General features: G+C 60.5%; 15 protein-coding genes and 2 pseudogenes. 5 read left to right on the top strand and 12 right to left on the bottom strand.

Translation table 11 applies throughout. The features are described from left to right. Positions 1-31: 31 nt before the first annotated feature. From PspS35_RS24765 to PspS35_RS24750, 4 genes are all read right to left on the bottom strand, one after another. Positions 32-1,927: an alkaline phosphatase D family protein gene (locus tag PspS35_RS24765; protein WP_159937172.1), complete on the bottom strand. Its 1,896-nt coding sequence runs from the start codon at positions 1,925-1,927 to the stop codon at positions 32-34. A gap of 517 nt (positions 1,928-2,444) precedes the next feature. Next, a complete protein-coding gene (locus PspS35_RS24760) occupies positions 2,445-4,688 on the bottom strand; it encodes an ATP-binding protein (RefSeq protein WP_159937171.1) in 2,244 nt (747 codons plus the stop codon). Beyond that, a complete protein-coding gene (locus tag PspS35_RS24755; protein WP_159937170.1) occupies positions 4,685-5,299 on the bottom strand; it encodes a biliverdin-producing heme oxygenase in 615 nt (204 codons plus the stop codon). The genes PspS35_RS24760 and PspS35_RS24755 overlap by 4 nt, the downstream gene beginning before the upstream one ends. Positions 5,300-5,493: 194 nt before the next feature. Further along, complete coding sequence (locus PspS35_RS24750; protein WP_099587293.1) at positions 5,494-5,874, bottom strand: response regulator; 381 nt, start codon at positions 5,872-5,874, stop codon at positions 5,494-5,496. 277 nt (positions 5,875-6,151) lie between these two features. Here PspS35_RS24750 and PspS35_RS24745 point away from each other — a divergent pair, with 277 nt between their 5' ends. Continuing rightward, complete coding sequence (locus PspS35_RS24745; RefSeq protein ID WP_159937169.1) at positions 6,152-6,526, top strand: cytochrome c family protein; 375 nt, start codon at positions 6,152-6,154, stop codon at positions 6,524-6,526. Here PspS35_RS24745 and PspS35_RS24740 read toward each other — a convergent pair whose 3' ends face one another. The 5 genes from PspS35_RS24740 to PspS35_RS24720 all read right to left on the bottom strand — a co-directional run bounded on the left by PspS35_RS24740 (position 6,527) and on the right by PspS35_RS24720 (position 11,334). Further along, positions 6,527-8,548 (bottom strand): LTA synthase family protein, encoded by a 2,022-nt coding sequence (locus tag PspS35_RS24740; protein WP_159937168.1) that lies wholly within the window; start codon positions 8,546-8,548, stop codon positions 6,527-6,529. A gap of 72 nt (positions 8,549-8,620) precedes the next feature. Continuing rightward, on the bottom strand, positions 8,621-9,232 hold the full coding sequence (locus tag PspS35_RS24735; RefSeq protein ID WP_159937167.1) for a hypothetical protein: 612 nt from the start codon (positions 9,230-9,232) through the stop codon (positions 8,621-8,623). Further along, positions 9,232-10,500, bottom strand: a complete 1,269-nt coding sequence (locus tag PspS35_RS24730) for a sialidase family protein (RefSeq protein WP_159937166.1) — start codon at positions 10,498-10,500, stop codon at positions 9,232-9,234. The genes PspS35_RS24735 and PspS35_RS24730 overlap by 1 nt, the downstream gene beginning before the upstream one ends. 22 nt (positions 10,501-10,522) lie before the next feature. After that, a complete protein-coding gene (locus PspS35_RS24725; protein ID WP_159937165.1) occupies positions 10,523-11,068 on the bottom strand; it encodes a cytochrome b/b6 domain-containing protein in 546 nt (181 codons plus the stop codon). Next, positions 11,068-11,334 (bottom strand): PepSY domain-containing protein, encoded by a 267-nt coding sequence (locus tag PspS35_RS24720; RefSeq protein WP_104994763.1) that lies wholly within the window; start codon positions 11,332-11,334, stop codon positions 11,068-11,070. The genes PspS35_RS24725 and PspS35_RS24720 overlap by 1 nt, the downstream gene beginning before the upstream one ends. 147 nt (positions 11,335-11,481) lie before the next feature. Here PspS35_RS24720 and PspS35_RS24715 point away from each other — a divergent pair, with 147 nt between their 5' ends. The 3 genes from PspS35_RS24715 to PspS35_RS24705 all read left to right on the top strand — a co-directional run bounded on the left by PspS35_RS24715 (position 11,482) and on the right by PspS35_RS24705 (position 14,269). Further along, positions 11,482-12,144, top strand: coding sequence for a response regulator (locus PspS35_RS24715; RefSeq protein WP_159937164.1), 663 nt, complete (start codon positions 11,482-11,484; stop codon positions 12,142-12,144). Further along, complete coding sequence (locus PspS35_RS24710) at positions 12,141-13,520, top strand: sensor histidine kinase (RefSeq protein WP_159937163.1); 1,380 nt, start codon at positions 12,141-12,143, stop codon at positions 13,518-13,520. Before PspS35_RS24715 ends, PspS35_RS24710 begins: the two co-directional genes overlap by 4 nt. Positions 13,521-13,714: 194 nt before the next feature. Further along, a complete protein-coding gene (locus PspS35_RS24705; protein WP_159937162.1) occupies positions 13,715-14,269 on the top strand; it encodes a hypothetical protein in 555 nt (184 codons plus the stop codon). 192 nt (positions 14,270-14,461) lie between these two features. Here the strand turns inward: PspS35_RS24705 and PspS35_RS24700 are convergent, their stop codons facing one another. The 3 genes and pseudogenes from PspS35_RS24700 to PspS35_RS24690 form a co-directional block, all read right to left on the bottom strand. Further along, a complete protein-coding gene (locus tag PspS35_RS24700; RefSeq protein ID WP_024077309.1) occupies positions 14,462-14,833 on the bottom strand; it encodes a PH domain-containing protein in 372 nt (123 codons plus the stop codon). A gap of 83 nt (positions 14,834-14,916) precedes the next feature. Further along, the gene (locus PspS35_RS24695) at positions 14,917-15,246 is read right to left on the bottom strand and encodes a hypothetical protein (RefSeq protein ID WP_159937161.1); all 330 of its coding nucleotides are present in this window, start codon (positions 15,244-15,246) and stop codon (positions 14,917-14,919) included. Between the two features lie 75 nt (positions 15,247-15,321). Beyond that, positions 15,322-15,480 (bottom strand): annotated as a pseudogene (locus PspS35_RS24690) (OmpA family protein); the annotation flags it as partial. Here PspS35_RS24690 and PspS35_RS24685 point away from each other — a divergent pair. Further along, positions 15,464-15,730, top strand: a pseudogene (locus PspS35_RS24685) (TonB-dependent receptor plug domain-containing protein); the annotation flags it as partial. The pseudogenes PspS35_RS24690 and PspS35_RS24685 overlap by 17 nt on opposite strands. Positions 15,731-16,491: the final 761 nt, after the last annotated feature.

Raw genomic sequence — 16,491 nt, 5'->3', positions numbered from 1 at the left:
TGTGCTGCTTTTGGCTAGTGGCTCGAGGCCATTATTTCGGCGCGACCATCTTCGTTGGGGCTTTCCCATTAGCATTGTGCTGGTAAATCGCCGCAGGCTGGCCTTGCTCGTTGAAAAACACCTGGCCGATCCCGGCCGAATTCCAAAGTCGCTCACCGGCCTCGGCGTGTTCGGGTATATGCGGCACCACCTGCATCGTGCGGCGGCGGGTGAACCAGTTGAGAGGCGAGCGCGGTGAGTAGAGCCAGCGGTTGAGCCGGTCGAACCATTCCAGCAGGCGTGGCGGGAATTCGTTCTTGATGCCGCTGCTGGTGATCTGCCAGATCCTGGGGCCGGCGTTACGATGACGAATCAGCACTTCATAGACGAACGAGTAGTGCACGTCGCCCGAGAGGATCACGTAGTTACCCGGCGTGCGCGAGTGGCGGAAAATGTTGAGGATCACCTGGGCCGCACCGCGATGGGCCATCCAGTTTTCTGCATCGACCAACAATGGCTGGCCGCACCAGCTGAAGATTTTTTGCACGGTCTCGATCAGCTTCACGCCAAAGATCGGCGCCGGTGAAACGATGATGGCCGAAGGGTGGTCGAGCAGTTCCTGCTGGAGTTCGCTCAAGGCTTCCCAGTCCAGCAGGCCGGAGGGTTGCTGGAGCGTGAACTCACTGCGCCAGCGCCGGGTGCGGGTGTCGAGCACCACCAGGGCCGGGGTGGTGGGCAGTACGTAGTGCCATTGCTGGAACTTGAGCAGCGCGCCGAGCAAATGATCCTGCGCAGCCGCATCCAGGTGGTTGTTGTGCGCCTGGGCGCTGAGCGCCTGGGTCTGGCTCACCAACCCCTCGAACGCATCCGGGTTGTTGCCCCAGCCCTGGCACAACAGGTAGGCGAGCAAGGCGTTACCGATGATGCGCTTGGAGAACGGGTGCCCGTAGGCGGTCTCTTCCCATTGCGCGCTGAGGTTCCAGTCATCGGTGATGTCGTGGTCGTCAAAGATCATCAAGGTGGACAGATGGGCAAACACCCGCGCCACGCCCGGCAAGCCAGCGCGGAATTTATCCACCTGCACTTGCTCGCGGGCATAGCGTGCGGCTTCATCGGTAGCCAGTTGCGGTGGCTGCGGGGTGATCAGCGTCCAGGGTGTGGGCGACCACACCAGCAGGTACATCGCCAGGACTTCGGCGAAGGTCACCAGGTGATTGTCGGCGGTGCTGCTGGTAAAGATCGGCTTTTTCACGCCGCCGAAAAAACGCTCGCGCAAGGTCTCGTTGCTGTCCAGCGCCGGGAGCAGGTCGGCCCGATGGTAATAGCTGGCGCGATGCCCATAGAGACTGGCGCTGTCATCTATCACGGCGCCTTCGAGGTATTCATCGAACAGGCCCAGGCGTGCGATCAGCGCATGGATCGCCCGTAGCATCGGCCCGGCTACGTCGTCGGCGTACACCTGGTCGCCACTCATCATCAACAGCGCCGGGCGTTCGCTTAGGGTGGGAGCGTTGGCGAGCAAGCGATCGACGCAGAGCAGGCCTTCATCCGCACTGTGATGAGGTTTGCGGCACGAGCCATGCACCAGTTGGTGGATACGGCTGTGCAGCACGAAGTTCGGGGATTGGGCATCGGCGTACAGCAGGTGCGGGGCCCACTGGGCGATGCCGGCGCCGTCGAGCAGCAGGTCGTAGTCGATGACTACATCCTGGGGCAGCGCCTCGTCCAACTGCACGTCAATCAGATGGATAAACGCGTGGCGCCCGACGGGCACGACCTGGCACTGATCGTCGCCCAACGGGATATCCACGTGCTGGTCGGCCAGCCGCAGCCGCAGGGTCAAGGCTAATGTGTGGCTTGCCGCCAGCCAGAGCACCAGGCGCCGAGGTTCCAGACGCCGCAGCAGAGGGCCGGCTAGCAGGGCGGGCAGGTTATCGGGGGCAAGCATGCAGAAAAAGGCTCCGGCCAGAGTTAGGTCGGTGAGAGTAGCGCAGTGTATGTCAGTGTTTTGTTAAGACGTACGGCAGGGAAGTACGAAGGACAGTGCACCGGCCTTCGTACGGTGCATTAGAGCAAGTTACCCTTGCCCAGGCTGTCCAGCCCGCTACCTCCTCGGTGTCGGCGGCTGCCTGAAGAACCGTCGTGAGCGTGAGGCTCCAACTGCGATTGAGGGGCATCAATACTGCGCTTCTTGCGTTGAAGGGCTGCATCATCATGCGGTTGGGGTGGGTTGGCGGTTGGGTATTGAGGCATGCGCGTGGAGCTAATAGGACCCGACATAAAACTATCCTTCTATCGCTATAGATGTACTTCGCCGCTTGCTGCGAAGCTTGCCTAACGTAATAGAGGGCAAGGAGGGAGGGCTACTCATCCCCTGCTGCAAGATATGACGGCGGTTGACGAGTCGTTTCAGACCTCATCAACAGCGCTTTTTTCGCTCCCGTCAGCCAGCGGCAACAGGACGGTCAGGTATGTGAGTCTGAAATTACTTTCGGCACCGTGAACCGGAACTCGCTGCCACGGCCGACTTCACTCTCCGCCACGATCTTGCCGCCATGGGCCTGGACGATACCCTGGGTGATGTACAGCCCCAAGCCACTGCCGGTGGGGTTGTTTTCGGTCTGGGTCCAGTAGCGGTCGAACACATGGGGCAACTGTTCCGGCGCAATGCCTTCGCCGGAATCGCGCACCGAGAACACGATCTCTTCGCCGTTGCTCATGGCGCTGATGCCGATATTGCCCTGTCGCGGGGTGAACTTGATCGCATTGCCGATCAAGTTCGACAGCACCTGGAACAGGCGCTCCGGATCGCCATTGATCAACAGACCGGGTTCGGCGTTGAACGACAGGTCGATGCCTTTTTCCATCGCCAGCGGCGCGAGCAACGAGTACGCCTCTTCGAACATCTGGCTTACATCCAGTGCCACCGGCTTGACCACATACCGCCCGGCCTCGATTTTCGAGGTGTCGAGCAAGTCTTCCAACAACACGTTCATGCGCCCGGCGGCTTGTTGCATGGTGTCGATGGCCGAGGAGATCCGGCGCGAGGTGTGTGGGCCATCGGAACTGAAGGCCTTTTGCATCATGCCGCACAGCATCGAGATAACCGTCATCGGGTTGCGCAAGTCGTGGGACACCACCGCCACCAGCTCATCCCGTGCGCGCACGGCTTGTTGCTCGCGCAGCACCTGGCGGGCCAGGTCGTTTTCCAGGGCTGAGCGGCGCAGGTCATTGGCGGCGAACAGGTCGCCGTGGCTCCACTTGGTGGAGATGCCCGCCATCTCGACTTTCCAGATTTCAAACGAAGTGCGTGGGCGCAGACGCAGGCCGGCGTCGGAGCTTTCCAGGTTCAGCGGTTTGTTCGGGTCACCACTCCAGTTGATGTTCTCCTTCACTTCCGGACGGAACCACAACACGCCGTTATCCACAGGCTTGGGCAGGCTCATGGCCAGGACACCGCTAGCCACCTGCTGGAACTCGGCGGCCGGCGCGTAGACCGAGGCCAGGTTATGGCTTGAAAACACCGGCTCGCCGCTGTCTTGCAGCCACTTGTGCAACGCACGGATCTGCGCCGCGTCCGGGCAATTGCCGTAGCGGTGCAGTTGCTTGTCCTCGATGATCGCCACGCCGCCGGACAGGGTCAGGTCCATCAGCACTTGGCCTTGCTGGGCCAGGCCATCGAACACGTTGTCTGCCGAGGCCTTCATCGCCTGATCAAGCAACGCCAACGCCTCGACTTTTTCCTCGCGCTGGCGGCTCAGGTCCAACGCTTCCATCGCGCTGATCTGCAGCGACAGCACCTGGCCAATGGTCTGGCATGCCGTGCGCAATTCGTTGGGCACCAGCAGTGGCTCGCGGTTGCCGCAACTGATCAGGCCCCACAGCTTGTCGCCCTTCATCAGGGAGATGCTCATGGACGACAACACGCCCATGTTCTGCATGTACTGGCAATGAATCGGCGACACGCTGCGCAGGGTGGCGAAGCTCAGGTCCAACGGTTCGCCGCTGTCCGGACGCAACTTAGGCAACAGCGGCACCGGCTCGTACGCCGCGTTGGGGATAATGCGCAACCAGTTGGTGCGATACAGCTCGCGGGCCTGCTCGGGGATGTCGGACGCGGGGAAGAACAGCCCGTTGAACAGCTCCATAGACGGCGCCGACGCTTCGGCGATCACCTGGCCGTGGCCTTCCTCTTCGAATCGGTAGATCAGCACGCGGTCGTAGCCGGTCATGGCCTGGATTTCATTCACGCTGATTTCGTACAGCGCTTGCAGGGTTTTCGCCGCCTGCAAACGTTGCAGCATCTTGCCCAGGTCACTGGTGCGACCATTCAGTGCCCGCGGCTGGAAGTTCTCCAGCAAGGGCTCGAATTCCAGCACCAGCACGCCCTGATGGCGGTGCAGCAAGCCATCGAACCGGGCGCCGTTGAAGGTCACGTGCAGCGGCGGTGCGTCGATAAAGTTGTTGTGTTCGACCATGCGTTGTACGGCCGCAGCAGGTTCGGCGCCCAGCAACGTGTGCAACGGCTGGCCCAGTAGCGCCTCGGGCGCATGGTTGAACAGGCTGGCAACGTTGGCGCTGACCTGGATGATCTGCAAGCCGGGGTCGGACAACGTCAGCAACACACCGTGGGGCTGGATCGCCCCTGGGAAACGGATAGGCTCGTCGGCGCAGTTGGCAAGCAGCTCTTCAAAATCATCGGGTTTCATAGCAGTACCTCCTGGCTGTCGAGCCATCGCTCAAAGCAGCTGAATGTCGAACGGGCCGCGTCCACCGCGCGTTGTTTGGCTGGCGCATCCAGCGGCAGGTGGCCCAGATAGTCGAGAAAGTCTTTCCAGCGCCGACCGGTTTCGGCGCCATACACATTGAGAAACGCACCGCCGTTGTCGGCGTCCAGGTCCAGGCGTCGGGCCATTTCCCGGCGCAGTACCTGGCCGCCCAGGGTCGCGCCTTCCAGCACATACAGGGCGCCAAGGCACGCGGCCGGGGTGTCGAGGGGCGGCAAGTGGGTGCAGCGGGGCAGGGCATCGATAGCGTGCTTATTCAGGCTCAAGGCATGAAGGTCGCTCAACAGGGTCGGCGTTTTCACACGCAGTACTTGGTCGAATCCTACGGGGATCAAGTTGCTGTCATACAACGCCGCTTCCATCGGCCCATAAAACCCGTAGTACGCCTGGAGCAGGCGCTGGTACCAGTCGGCATCCAGGCGTTCGCAGAAAAACGGCAAGCGTTTTTCCAAGGCAACGTGCAGCAGGGCAGTGCCTGTGCGCAACGCTTCCAGCAACGAGGGCGCACCAACGTCAGGGGCCTGTGAATGCATTCAGTAAGCTCGAACTGTGGGCCTGCCGGCCATGAGTGACGCGTCGAAATGGGCGACGATTCTACACAGCTCATAGCCATTAGCTGTACGCACAAGGCGAAAAGCCTGACCAGCGGATCAGAAAAGTCACTCCCTGCTCATCAATGACCGCAGCGCTTGTCCCAAAGTTCGGTTTAAGTGATATCGCGACGCTATCAATGCAGGCGCGAGCCTTGCTGGGTCAGTGCGGTCTGCACGCACTCAAGCAGGTGTTCGGCGCTCCACGGTTTCGGCAAAAACCGCACCGAGCCCCCCAGTTGCGCCGCAATCTTGGTGTTGCCGGATGTCAGCACCACCTGCACTTCTGGCCATCTATGGGCCACGACCCGGCTCAAGTCATAGCCGTTGAGCAAACCTGGCATCTGTACATCACTGACGATCAGATCGACCTGCTCATCATCACGCTCCAGAAAAATCATCCCTTCGTCCGCCGAAGGAAAAGAGGTCACATGCGCCCCGAATTCCTCCAGTACATCCACCATTAACGAGCGAATGATCTCGTCGTCTTCCAGCACCAAAATCGATGGCTGAGCCATGATCCTTACTCCACCATCAGGGTTCAGTAAGGTGGAGTGGGATACCGCCGGATAGGTTCGATTGGATGTGTCTTAAACGATGGGTGGTCATTCAGAACGTCTGGTTAGCCTGTTTGCCGGGAGGTACGGCACGATGCCATTGCTTTGTAACCCACTCAAAAGGCGATCAACCGTGAACGCGGCCACGTCGGTGAGCCTGCAACGAAGCCGTGATCTGGATGGGCATGGGTTGCTGACAAACAGGCATAATCGCCGCACCAGCCGATGTGGAGTGCCCATGAAGTACGTCCTGCTTAGCCTCGCCCTTATACTCAACACCCCCGCAGCCCTCGCGGCCGGCGATGCCGAGGCGGGCGGCAAACTCTTCAGCAAGACCTGCGGCGGCTGCCACAGCGTCGGCGAAGGCGCGCGCGGCGGGTTCGGCCCGGAACTCAACGGCATCATCGGCCGACCTGCCGGCACCACCGCCGACTATCAGTATTCCGACGCGATGAAAAACTCCGGGGTGGTCTGGACTCGGGACAAACTCGCCGCCTATATCGAGGCGCCGAAGAAGGTGGTGAGTGGTACGCGGATGATCTTCTGGGGGATCAGTGACCAGGAGAAGATCGACAACATCCTGGCGTACCTCGAAACCTTCCAGCCCAAATAATCACTCCCGTACATTGCGCAACAACATCAACCGCGCACTCTCATGCAGCCCACGGGTCAGTCCCTGCAGACGCTGAAATTCTTCGGGATGCTGCGCGGCCACGTCCTCGCGCGGGGTTTGCGAGGCCAAGTCGTGCAGGGTCGGTGAGCTGCCGTCGTGCTGCATCTGCAACAGGAAGTGTCGGGTCACGCCGCCGATGATCGGGAATGTGCCCTCGCGCAACACCAGCGGTACCACGCGCTCACCCTCGGGCGCGGGTTGTTGGATATCCCGGCCCATGGCGCCATTGGCAAACGGTATGCCCGCCATGCCGGCCACGGTCGGTAACAGGTCCGCGAGGCCCACGGCGTCTTCGATCACTCGCGGCGCAAGCCCAGGTGCGTGGATCAGCAGCGGCACGTTGTTGCTTTCCAGGCCCAACTGCTCGAAGGCCGGCGCCATGTGCGGGATCTGGCTGATGCGCGTGTTGTGGTCGCCGAAGAACACAAAAATGCTGTTGTCGTAGTAGCCGCCGGCCTTGGCGATTTCCATCAAGCGGCCGATGTTGTAGTCGAGCAGGCGCACCGCGTTGTATTGCTCGACACTGCGCGAGCCGGCCGCCTGGACTTGCTCCAGCGTCACGTCCGCCACCTGGAAACCGTCGTTGTGTTTGGGAATGGTGAACGGCCGATGGTTGCCGGAGGTTTGCAGGTAGGCGAAGAACGGCTGGTCTTTGGGCATCCTGCTCAACCGTTCATCAGCTTCCTTGAACAGGTCCAGGTCGCCAATGCCCCACACGTCCACCCGTGGCGATTGCCAGTCACTCTCTTCAAACAGCTGCACGTCGTCGATGCTCTGGCGGATCAGCGCGTTGATATTCGCCCAGCCGGCGTTGCCACCGATCATGTAGAACTTCTGGTAACCCTCAAACGCATTGATCAGCGTGTGTTGCCGGGTGATCAGCGGGTTGCGCGTGGCGGTCTCCTGGCGGGTGACGTCGGGCACGCCAGTGATACTGGCCCAGACGGTCTTGGCGGTGCCGGTGACCGGCACGTAGAAGTGCTTGAAGAACCAGCTCTGGCTGGCCAGCTTGTCCAGGTTCGGCGTGGGGTTGAGCGGGTTGCCGTAGGCCCCGACGGCGCTGGTGCCGAGGGATTCGAGCATGACGAAGATCACATTCGGCGGGCGCTCGCTGGCCAGGCGATAAGGTTGCACACCCTGGTGGCGGATGAAATTGAGCTGCCGGGCATCCGGCTGATCCACCCCCAGGTACTGGGCGATTTGCGGGTAATTTTTACGCACTTGGGCTTCGTCGAACTGCGATTGGTCGACCTTGAGGGTGTCGTACAAAAACAGCACCGGGTTCAGGCCCACGGCGGCCACCTGGCTATTGCCGGAAAAGAACGCATCGCTCCAGCGCAGCGGCACCGGGTTTTCCAGGTTGAGGTTGGCGACGCGCCCGAGCAGGGCCAGCAGCACGGCGGCGACGCCCATCACGGATACTGACGCCAGTGCCCACCGGTTGATGGCGGTGGGTGAGCGGTCCAGGGTCAGGCGCTCCAGGCAGATCAAGGCCCAGACCCACAACGCGACCGCTGTCAGCCAACAGGCGGTTATCCACAGCACGGGGTAGGTTTCCCACACCATCTGTTGTGAAATCTGTGCGTCTTGCAGGTAGCGCAGCACCGTCGCATTGATGCGCACGCCGAGGTAGGCGTAATGGCCGAAATCGATGATGTACACCAAGCCGATCACCGCCAGTGCCACCACCAGATAGGCACGCGCCAGCCAGCGCAGAGCCGGCAGCGTGGTGAGGTTCCAGCGCGGCAGCCATGCCAGTACGGCCAGCGGCAACAGCAACAAGACTGCCAGGCGCAGGTCGAACCGCAGGCCGATGCCGAGGGTTTCCAGCAGCGCCGGGGTGTTTAAATCAAGACCGGAAAAACCCAGCACAAACACCAACCGTAACGCCGCCAGCAACACAAACACCCACCCAATGGCGCCCATGCCGTAGCGCAGGCGACGTGATTGCAACGCACTCATGATTGACCTATTCCCATTTTTTGAGCGACACCTATCCACTGTGGCAGGGGGCTTGCCCCCGATAGCGGTGTGTCAGTTAACAATATGCTGACTGACCCGCTGCCAGCGGGAGCAAGCTCTCTGCCACAGTTTCAATCGCATCAGCCCAGCGATCAGGCAGTAGCCCGTCAGAAGTGGATCAACCAGATAATCCCAATAGTTTTCCGACGCCTTGAGCCGCAGCGCGAACGCCAGCGTGCCGATCACCAACATCCACACCGCCAACGCATTGCGCAGCCACAGCATCAACAGCGCCGACGCCGCGACCAGCACAATCATCGGCCGAGGGTTGAAGCCCCAGCGGTAGGGGTCGAAATAGGTCAGGCCCAACCTCGCCGGGTAGAGCACCAGGCCCAGCAGGCCAAACAGCAGCAACATCTGCACGTGATGCGGTCGAGCTAGCGGCTGCACCAAGCCCAGGCGGCTGAGCGAGACCCACGCCAACAACGCCAGCGTGCTGATCGCCAAATCATCGGTAAAACTGCGCACGTACGCCGCCAACGGCAACTCATTGACGGGCATAACACTCACTGCCACCAAGGCCGGTAGCAACCACGGTCGCCACGGGGCGGTAAATCCAAATGTGCTGAACAGCACAAACCCCAACAGCACAAAACTCAAATGCGCCTGCCACAGAGAAACCATCACAGACGCTCCGCCAGCCAGGCTTCGTTGAAGCTGACATGTTTGATAAAGGTGTTATTCCAGGAGTACACCAAGTGGTACATGCCATCCGGGCTGCGGCTGAAGTACGGGTATTCGTATTCGAAATCGCAGCCTTGGGGCTTGCACACGCGGTAGTCGAGGTTGCTGAGAAAACGCTGCTCCAACGGTAATCGTTGCGCGCCGCTGGAGGCGCGGAAGCCTTCGCCGATGATGGCTTTATAGGCCTCGGGGGCGAACGGTTGACCGAGCGGGTCTGGCGATTCGTCCAGTTGCACCACGGTGCGCCACTGGCTGAGCTGGGCGTCGGTGCCGTAGAGGCTGAGCTTGAAGCGCCCGTCCTGCAGGTCATTGAGCGCTACCAGCAATCCATCGTCCACCGTGCCCACCGCCGCCAATGACGAGTTGGGGTTGGCCGGCTCCAGCGGGTACGGCTGGCTCCAGGTTTGCCCGGCGTCTTCGGTGCGGCTGGCGAGGACACGGTGGTGGGTGTCGCCGGCGTAGCGCAACATCGCCACGGCGCGCTGGCCATCCAGTGGCACGATGGTCGGTTGCAATGAGTTCTTGCCACGGCTAATGCGGAATTTATCGATCACCGCGCCGTCCGCGCTCAAGTACAGGTACTCGGCAAACTTACCCATGAACTCGTGGTACACCGGCAGGCCGATGGAGCCATCGGCGTGGAACACCGGCGCGGCGCGTACCAGCGTGCTGATATTGAAGAACGGCGAGGTCACCAGTTGCCGAGGGGCGGTCCAGTTGGTGCCGAGATCATCCGACACCATCACATTGATCGCACTGGTGGCCCAACCGCCCACTGACACCGAGACATAAAACATCCACAGGCGTTTATCCGGCGCCAGCGCAATCACCGGGTTACCGAGCTTGCGGATATAGCGCTGGGTGCCGTCGCGGGTGCTTTCCCGCGTGGCCAGCACCTGCTCGGCGCCCCATTCGCCGCTGCGTGCATCAAAGCGCGCGGTGCGCACCTGCACATCGGCGGCGCCTTCGCGTGAGCCGGCAAACCACACGGCCATCAAGTCGCCGCCGGGCAGGGCAGTGACGGACGAGGCATGCACGAAGTCGGTGAGCTGGGTGGACACGAACCGGCTGCTGTACTGCGCCGGTGCCGCCACGTTTGCGGTGTTCGGGCTGACCTGGGCAAACGGCGCCAGCACATGGGGCGGATGACTTTGCCAGGCGGCGAAAAACACCGCCAGCAGGCTGCATATTAATAAGGCGGGGCGCATAGGGAACCTGTGGATAAAAGGATTACTGCGCACGTTCATCCGGCAGGCGCTTCCTGCGACCGGTGAGCATGGATAACGGCAGGTTGTCCCGCACCTGGATACTTTCAAACACAGCGGCCAGCACATGCACGCAGACCAGCGCGAGCAGCGCATTGGCAGCGGTCTCGTGCACTTGCAGCGGCCAATCGGCACCCCAGAGGGCATCGACTTGCTGCATCAAAAAGCCGCTCACGCCGACCGTGAGCAACGCCAGCAACATCAACAGCATCACCAACGCGCCAATCGGCGAGTGACCCAGGCGGTGTTGCGGCCGACCGTTGAGCAGCGAACGCACGTGGGCATTCAGCCTTTTGGGTGTAGGCCAAAAGTCCGCCCACCGTGCGCTGCGCGGTCCGACAAACCCCCACACCGTGCGTACCAGCAGCCAGGCCATGGCGTAATAGCCCAGCCAGACATGCCAGTCATCGCCTGCTTCGTTGAAGCAGTAATTGGCGACAAAGACCCCAGCGATGGAAGCGTGAAACAGCCTCACCAGCGGGTCCCACAGGCGCAGGGATTCGCCTGGCATCAGCCTTTGATCTCAGTCTTCACGGCCTTGCCGGTGACCGGGTCGTGGTAGATCTCGACCTTGCGCTTGTCCTTGTCGAACCCGTAGATCTCGTAGCAGTTGCCGTCGGTGACCTTGAACTTGCTGATGGTGTAGCCCTCGGCCTTGAGCTTGTCCTGGAAGGCTTTTTCGTCTTGCCATTGGGAGCGCTCGGCGGTGGTGCATTGCGGGCCGGCAAGGGCCAGTGGGCTGGCGAGGATCAGGGACAGCAGGAGAATTTTGCGCATGGAAAAGCTCTCAGCAAATGTGGGAGATTTCACAGTGCAAAACCAACCTTAGGGCAACCTTAGTTGGCAACGAGCCGTAACATCTTTGCTGAAATAACCCCGGCCAGAACCCGGCATGATGCCGCCGATTCCTACAGAGGTTTTGCCATGCGCCTACTCCTTGTCGAAGATGACCGTGCCCTCGGCCAGGGGATTCGCGTGGCCTTGGGCGCCGAGGGATACACCTTGGACTGGCTGCAGGATGGCGTCGCGGCGCTGCATGCGGTGCGTAGCGAGAGTTTTGATTTGTTGCTGCTCGACCTTGGCTTGCCCCGCCTCGACGGCCTCGACCTGTTGCAGCAACTGCGCGCCGAACAGCACGACCTGCCGGTGCTGATCCTCACCGCCCGCGACGGCACCCCCGAGCGCATCGCCGGGCTCGACGCCGGCGCCGACGACTACCTGGTCAAACCCTTCGATGTCGAAGAGCTCAAGGCCCGCGTGCGCGCCCTGTTGCGCCGCAGCCAGGGCCGAGCGCAACCGATGCTCGAACACGCCGGCGTCAGCCTCGACCCGGCCACCCAACAGGTGCGTTATCTGGATGAGGACATCATCGTCACCCCCATGGAATATCAGTTGCTGCACCAACTGATGGTGCGCCCCGGCAAAGTGGTGACCCGCGAGCGCCTATCCCGCGGCCTGTATGGCTGGCAGGACCGCGTCGAGAGCAACACCTTGGAAGTGTTGATCCACAACCTGCGTAAAAAGTTATCCACCGAGCTGATCCGCACTGTGCGCGGTGTGGGCTATGTACTGGTGCTCAAGCCATGACCTCCGTACGCGCGCGCATTCTCGTCCCGGTGCTGGTGTTGATCCTGCTCGGTGATGCCCTGATCAGCTGGCTGGTGCTGCGCGACAGTCACCACGAGATCGAAGAAGTCTACGACGCCCAACTCGCGCAAAGTGCACGCCTGCTGCAAGGTGTGCTGCGCCAGCGCGACCCCGGCGAAGCGGATTGGGAACGCTTGTACCAGGCGTTCGACCACGCCATGAGCCGCGTGGGTGAAGAGGGCGTGGCCCATCCCTATGAAACCCGCCTGACCTTCCAAGTGTGGCGCAGCGACGGCCAGCTACTCGTACGCTCCGCCGAAGCGCCGGTGCTCGCCGCGCCGCCCGCGACCCTCGGTTCCCACGACATCATGGATAACGGCAACGACTGGTGCGCCTTCCTCCTCGCCGACCCGCAGCAAGGCCTGCTGATTTGGGTGGGCGAGCGCGACGACATCCGCCAGGACGTGATCCAACGCATCATGCGCCACACCCTTTGGCCCACCCTGATCGGCGTGCCGCTGCTCACCCTGTTGATCTGGCTGCTCATCGGTTGGGGCCTCAAGCCCCTGCGGGCCATGGCCTTGTCGATTCGCGGGCGCAACGGCGACACGTTGCAACCGCTGCACCTCAAGCCGCTGCCCACCGACCTGGAACCCATGCAAACCGCGCTCAACCGCCTGCTGGTGCAGGTGGACGACCTATTGGAACGCGAACGTCGCTTCATTGCCGACGCCGCCCACGAATTGCGCACGCCGCTGGCGATCCTGCGTATCCATGCGCAAAACGCAAAAAGCGCGCAGACAGTGGAGCAACGACGCGAGGCGTTGGAGTTTCTGGTGAGCGGTGTCGACCGCGCCACCCGCATCGCCAGCCAGTTGCTGACCATGGCGCGCATAGAGCCACAATTGAATAACCCAGTACGCAGTCGTGTGCAGTTGACGGCGCTGGTGCGCGAAGAGTTGGCGGAACTGACCCCGCTCGCCATGGAAAAAGGCGTGGAGTTGGTGCTGGAAGGGCATGAAGAGTGCTGGGTCGAAACCGAACCCGTGGCACTGGCCATCGCCCTGCAAAACCTGGTGACCAACGCCCTCAACTTCTCCCCGCCCGGCAGCGAAGTGAAGGTCGTGATTGGTGCCTATTGCCTGAGCGTGCAGGACCAAGGCCCGGGGATTGATGAAGCGCAAGCCGGGCGCTTGTTCGAGCGGTTCTACAGCCGTGGAAATGCCAATGGCGCCGGCCTGGGGCTGGCGATTGTCGAGATGATCGTCGGCAAGATCGGCAGCCGGCTGGCGTTGCACAACCTGGAGCGGGGTGGGTTGTGCGCGCGGTTGGTGTTTAACGAAGAAATCCAGAGCCGCCCCCCTTCAACGGGCTGAGCCGAAAGGTTTTTTGTTGTGTGATGTGTTTTTTTGCGGTGAGCGGGCCCGCCGCGCTCACCACAAAAAAGCCTACTCGTCAGAGAGAGTGTGGCCAGTCTTTGCCGTGCGGAGAGAGGCGCATACTGCGGAACATTTCGTTTAAACACCGGTCCAGTCTTCACTGGCTTCACTACGATAAGGACATCCTCCCAGTGAAACGAATCGCACTGCTCTCCCTCGCCCTGGCCCTGGGCGCCTGCCAATCCAACCAACGCGACTCATCCCCCAGCCTGTTCAAAGACGGTATCCAACTGCGCCAGAAAACCGTAGCCGTCGACACCGAACACGCCAAAGTCATCATGAAAGCCAGCGGCGGGACCAACCCTGTCGACTTCGCCATCCACCGTGAAGGCGACCCCGACCAGCGCATGGAAATCCTCGGCACCGTGATGGACACCGGCGAAGGCAAAATCTTCAACTGGATCGCCAAGCTCAACCAGACCGTAGCCAGTGCCGGGTTCAAGCGTTTTCCGCAGTTGGAGATCCAGGCGGATCCAGGCAAGAAGCTCACCGTGAGCAGTACGGCGAGAAGCCAGGGCAATGGGATTTACTACCGCTGCGGCCCGCTGCACAGCACGTTCAGCCCACAGAAGGCGAAGGTGTATCTGGTGGAGTTTCAGTTCAAGGGCGAGCGGTGTGGGCAGGTAGTGTACGACGTGACCGAGACGGGGCAGCGGGTGCTGGTGGAAGGGGTCACGAAGGGGTGAGGGCTTGCGGGATGGTGAATCGTGCACCCGTGATGGCTGCGGTATCGGGAGCCGTCGTTTGAGTTGTGCGCCTACACGCGTTTAGACACGACGGGCTCACTTCCTTGCGTGAGGAAGTGAGCCTATGAGGGCGAATCAGCAAGCCCCCACATTTTGATCCGTTGTCGATCCGCTGAGCTGGGTACCTGCTGATCAGGTCAGCAGATGCTTGGAGATCAGCCGGGAGATTTCGACAATCGAGGTCTTCCCCGTAAATTCAAACTTCACTTTCCCCAGGGACGAAAAGTAAATCTCCAGTTCCGAATCCAGGTCAAACGTGCCGGAGGTTTCCACCGAGTACGCGACGATGTTTTTGTACGGCAGCGAGGTGAAGTCCTTCTTGCTGCCGGTGATGCCTTGCACGTTCACGGCAATGATGCGTTTGGTGGTGAAGACCACGCCGTCGCGCATGGCTTTGTAGGCGTCGATGACTTCTTCGCCATCCAGCAGCAGGGCCGAGACGCGTTCGGCGTATTCGTTGTTTTGTTTGAGCTTGAAGAAGCCTTTGTTGTTGAAGTCGATCATTTGACTGTCCTTGTGGTTAGTCAGTTAGAGCGCGTTATCGTTGACGTCCATCGGGGGCAAGCTCCCTCCCACATGGGATGGCGTCATTGGATGGCTTTTAAGTAGTCCTTGAGTGCCTCAAGCGGTGGGTTCAGTTCCTCTAGCGTAGAGGCTTTTTGCACCTCGCCCGCCAACCGCTGCAATTCCCGCCCTAACACCGTATCCGCTCCGCCCAGTGCGGCCAGTGCCTGGTCAACACACGCCCGCAACTTGAGCTGAATCGTCGGTAAGTCCCCCTGCCTCACCAACAACCCAAACACCTCCCGCTCATATCCATCCATCACCAGGTCGTCGCGCAAAAGCGGGCTGCCGTCATCGGTTTCATGCATCAGTTTCAGTGCAAACAGCGCAGCCGCTTCCAGCGTCAGTTCCATGGTCTTGGGTGCTCGGAGTTGTTTGGGGGAGGGCGATGATCACTGTTCTGCCGCAGAAAAAAAAGACCCCGACTCTTAGCGCTCCAGGATCAGTTCCACCCGCCGATTACGCGCCCGGCCTTCAACCGTGGCGTTATCCGCCAACGGGCGCGTGTCGGCATACCCAATAGCCGCAAGTCGCTGCGGTTGAATGCCGTTGCTTTGCAGGTAGCGCACCACACTGTCGGCGCGGGCGAATCTGACCCAGAAAGAGACTCCGCAATCGGTGACAGTGATCACCCGTCAGCGCCTCGACGATCAGAAGCTCACCAACCTAACCGAGGTGCTGGAGGCCACGCCGGGCATCCCCGTGCTGCGGGTGGGCGTGGGCGCGGAGAACGATACGTACTGGTCCCGTGGTTTCCAGATCAACAATTTTGAAATCGACGGCGTGCCGACCTCGTCGCGCCTCGATAACACCACTCAGAACACGGCGATGTTTGACCACGTAGGTGGGGGTCAAGGCCAGTCTCAAAGACGGGGATGGATTTGCACACGTTCGAGCAGGGCAGCTACGCGTTGCCCAACCTGATGCCGAGGTAAGACATCAGCAGGAACCTCAGCGCGACCTTGAGCGTGAACAACCTGTTGATCGAAGTTGCTACACCGACGCCGACAGCTGGAGCGTGTACGGTGCGCCGCGTAACTTCATGACGAGCTTCAATTACACGTTCTGACGTTGGGTGGGGCGCTCTATATATAGAGGGATTTGCAGGTCGGTAGGCTATTTGATAGAAAAACCAAATTAACGCTTGACCGCAGATTCTGGAAGCCTATAATTCGCCCCACTTCCGGCGCAGTCGAAACGGAAAACTCCTTGGTAAACAATGAGTTACGCAGTTTTCGGCAGCAGGTGCTTCAGTTCATCGAAGTCAAAAGGAAGTTGAAAAAGAGGTGTTGACAGCAGCGTGTAACGCTGTAGAATTCGCCTCCCGCTGATGAGAGATCTGAAGCGCAAGTGGTTGAAGTTGTTAAGGATTCCTTGAGAACTTCTTAAAATAATCACTTGACAGCAAATGAGGCTGCTGTAGAATGCGCGCCTCGGTTGAGACGAAAGATCTTAACCAACCGCTCTTTAACAACTGAATCAAGCAATTCGTGTGGGTGCTTGTGGGGTCAGACTGATAGTCAACAAGATTATCAGCATCACAAGTTACTCCGCGAGAAATCAAAGATGTAACCAACGATTGCTGAGCCAAGTTTAGG

Source organism: Pseudomonas sp. S35, from assembly GCF_009866765.1.
GTDB lineage: Bacteria > Pseudomonadota > Gammaproteobacteria > Pseudomonadales > Pseudomonadaceae > Aquipseudomonas.
Note: the sequence above shows the minus strand (reverse complement) of the source record. Positions and strands in the feature narration are given on the sequence as shown.

Excerpts from the sequence above, each read along its gene's own strand:
- PspS35_RS24745 (WP_159937169.1), top strand. The coding sequence starts at position 6,152 with ATGAAGTACGTCCTGCTTAGCCTCGCCCTTATACTCAACACCCCCGCA.
- PspS35_RS24750 (WP_099587293.1), bottom strand. The coding sequence starts at position 5,874 with ATGGCTCAGCCATCGATTTTGGTGCTGGAAGACGACGAGATCATTCGC.
- PspS35_RS24765 (WP_159937172.1), bottom strand. The coding sequence starts at position 1,927 with ATGCTTGCCCCCGATAACCTGCCCGCCCTGCTAGCCGGCCCTCTGCTG.
- PspS35_RS24700 (WP_024077309.1), bottom strand. The coding sequence starts at position 14,833 with ATGATCGACTTCAACAACAAAGGCTTCTTCAAGCTCAAACAAAACAAC.
- PspS35_RS24710 (WP_159937163.1), top strand. The coding sequence starts at position 12,141 with ATGACCTCCGTACGCGCGCGCATTCTCGTCCCGGTGCTGGTGTTGATC.
- PspS35_RS24720 (WP_104994763.1), bottom strand. The coding sequence starts at position 11,334 with ATGCGCAAAATTCTCCTGCTGTCCCTGATCCTCGCCAGCCCACTGGCC.
- PspS35_RS24755 (WP_159937170.1), bottom strand. The coding sequence starts at position 5,299 with ATGCATTCACAGGCCCCTGACGTTGGTGCGCCCTCGTTGCTGGAAGCG.
- PspS35_RS24715 (WP_159937164.1), top strand. The coding sequence starts at position 11,482 with ATGCGCCTACTCCTTGTCGAAGATGACCGTGCCCTCGGCCAGGGGATT.
- PspS35_RS24730 (WP_159937166.1), bottom strand. The coding sequence starts at position 10,500 with ATGCGCCCCGCCTTATTAATATGCAGCCTGCTGGCGGTGTTTTTCGCC.
- PspS35_RS24725 (WP_159937165.1), bottom strand. The coding sequence starts at position 11,068 with ATGCCAGGCGAATCCCTGCGCCTGTGGGACCCGCTGGTGAGGCTGTTT.
- PspS35_RS24695 (WP_159937161.1), bottom strand. The coding sequence starts at position 15,246 with ATGGAACTGACGCTGGAAGCGGCTGCGCTGTTTGCACTGAAACTGATG.
- PspS35_RS24740 (WP_159937168.1), bottom strand. The coding sequence starts at position 8,548 with ATGAGTGCGTTGCAATCACGTCGCCTGCGCTACGGCATGGGCGCCATT.
- PspS35_RS24735 (WP_159937167.1), bottom strand. The coding sequence starts at position 9,232 with ATGGTTTCTCTGTGGCAGGCGCATTTGAGTTTTGTGCTGTTGGGGTTT.
- PspS35_RS24760 (WP_159937171.1), bottom strand. The coding sequence starts at position 4,688 with ATGAAACCCGATGATTTTGAAGAGCTGCTTGCCAACTGCGCCGACGAG.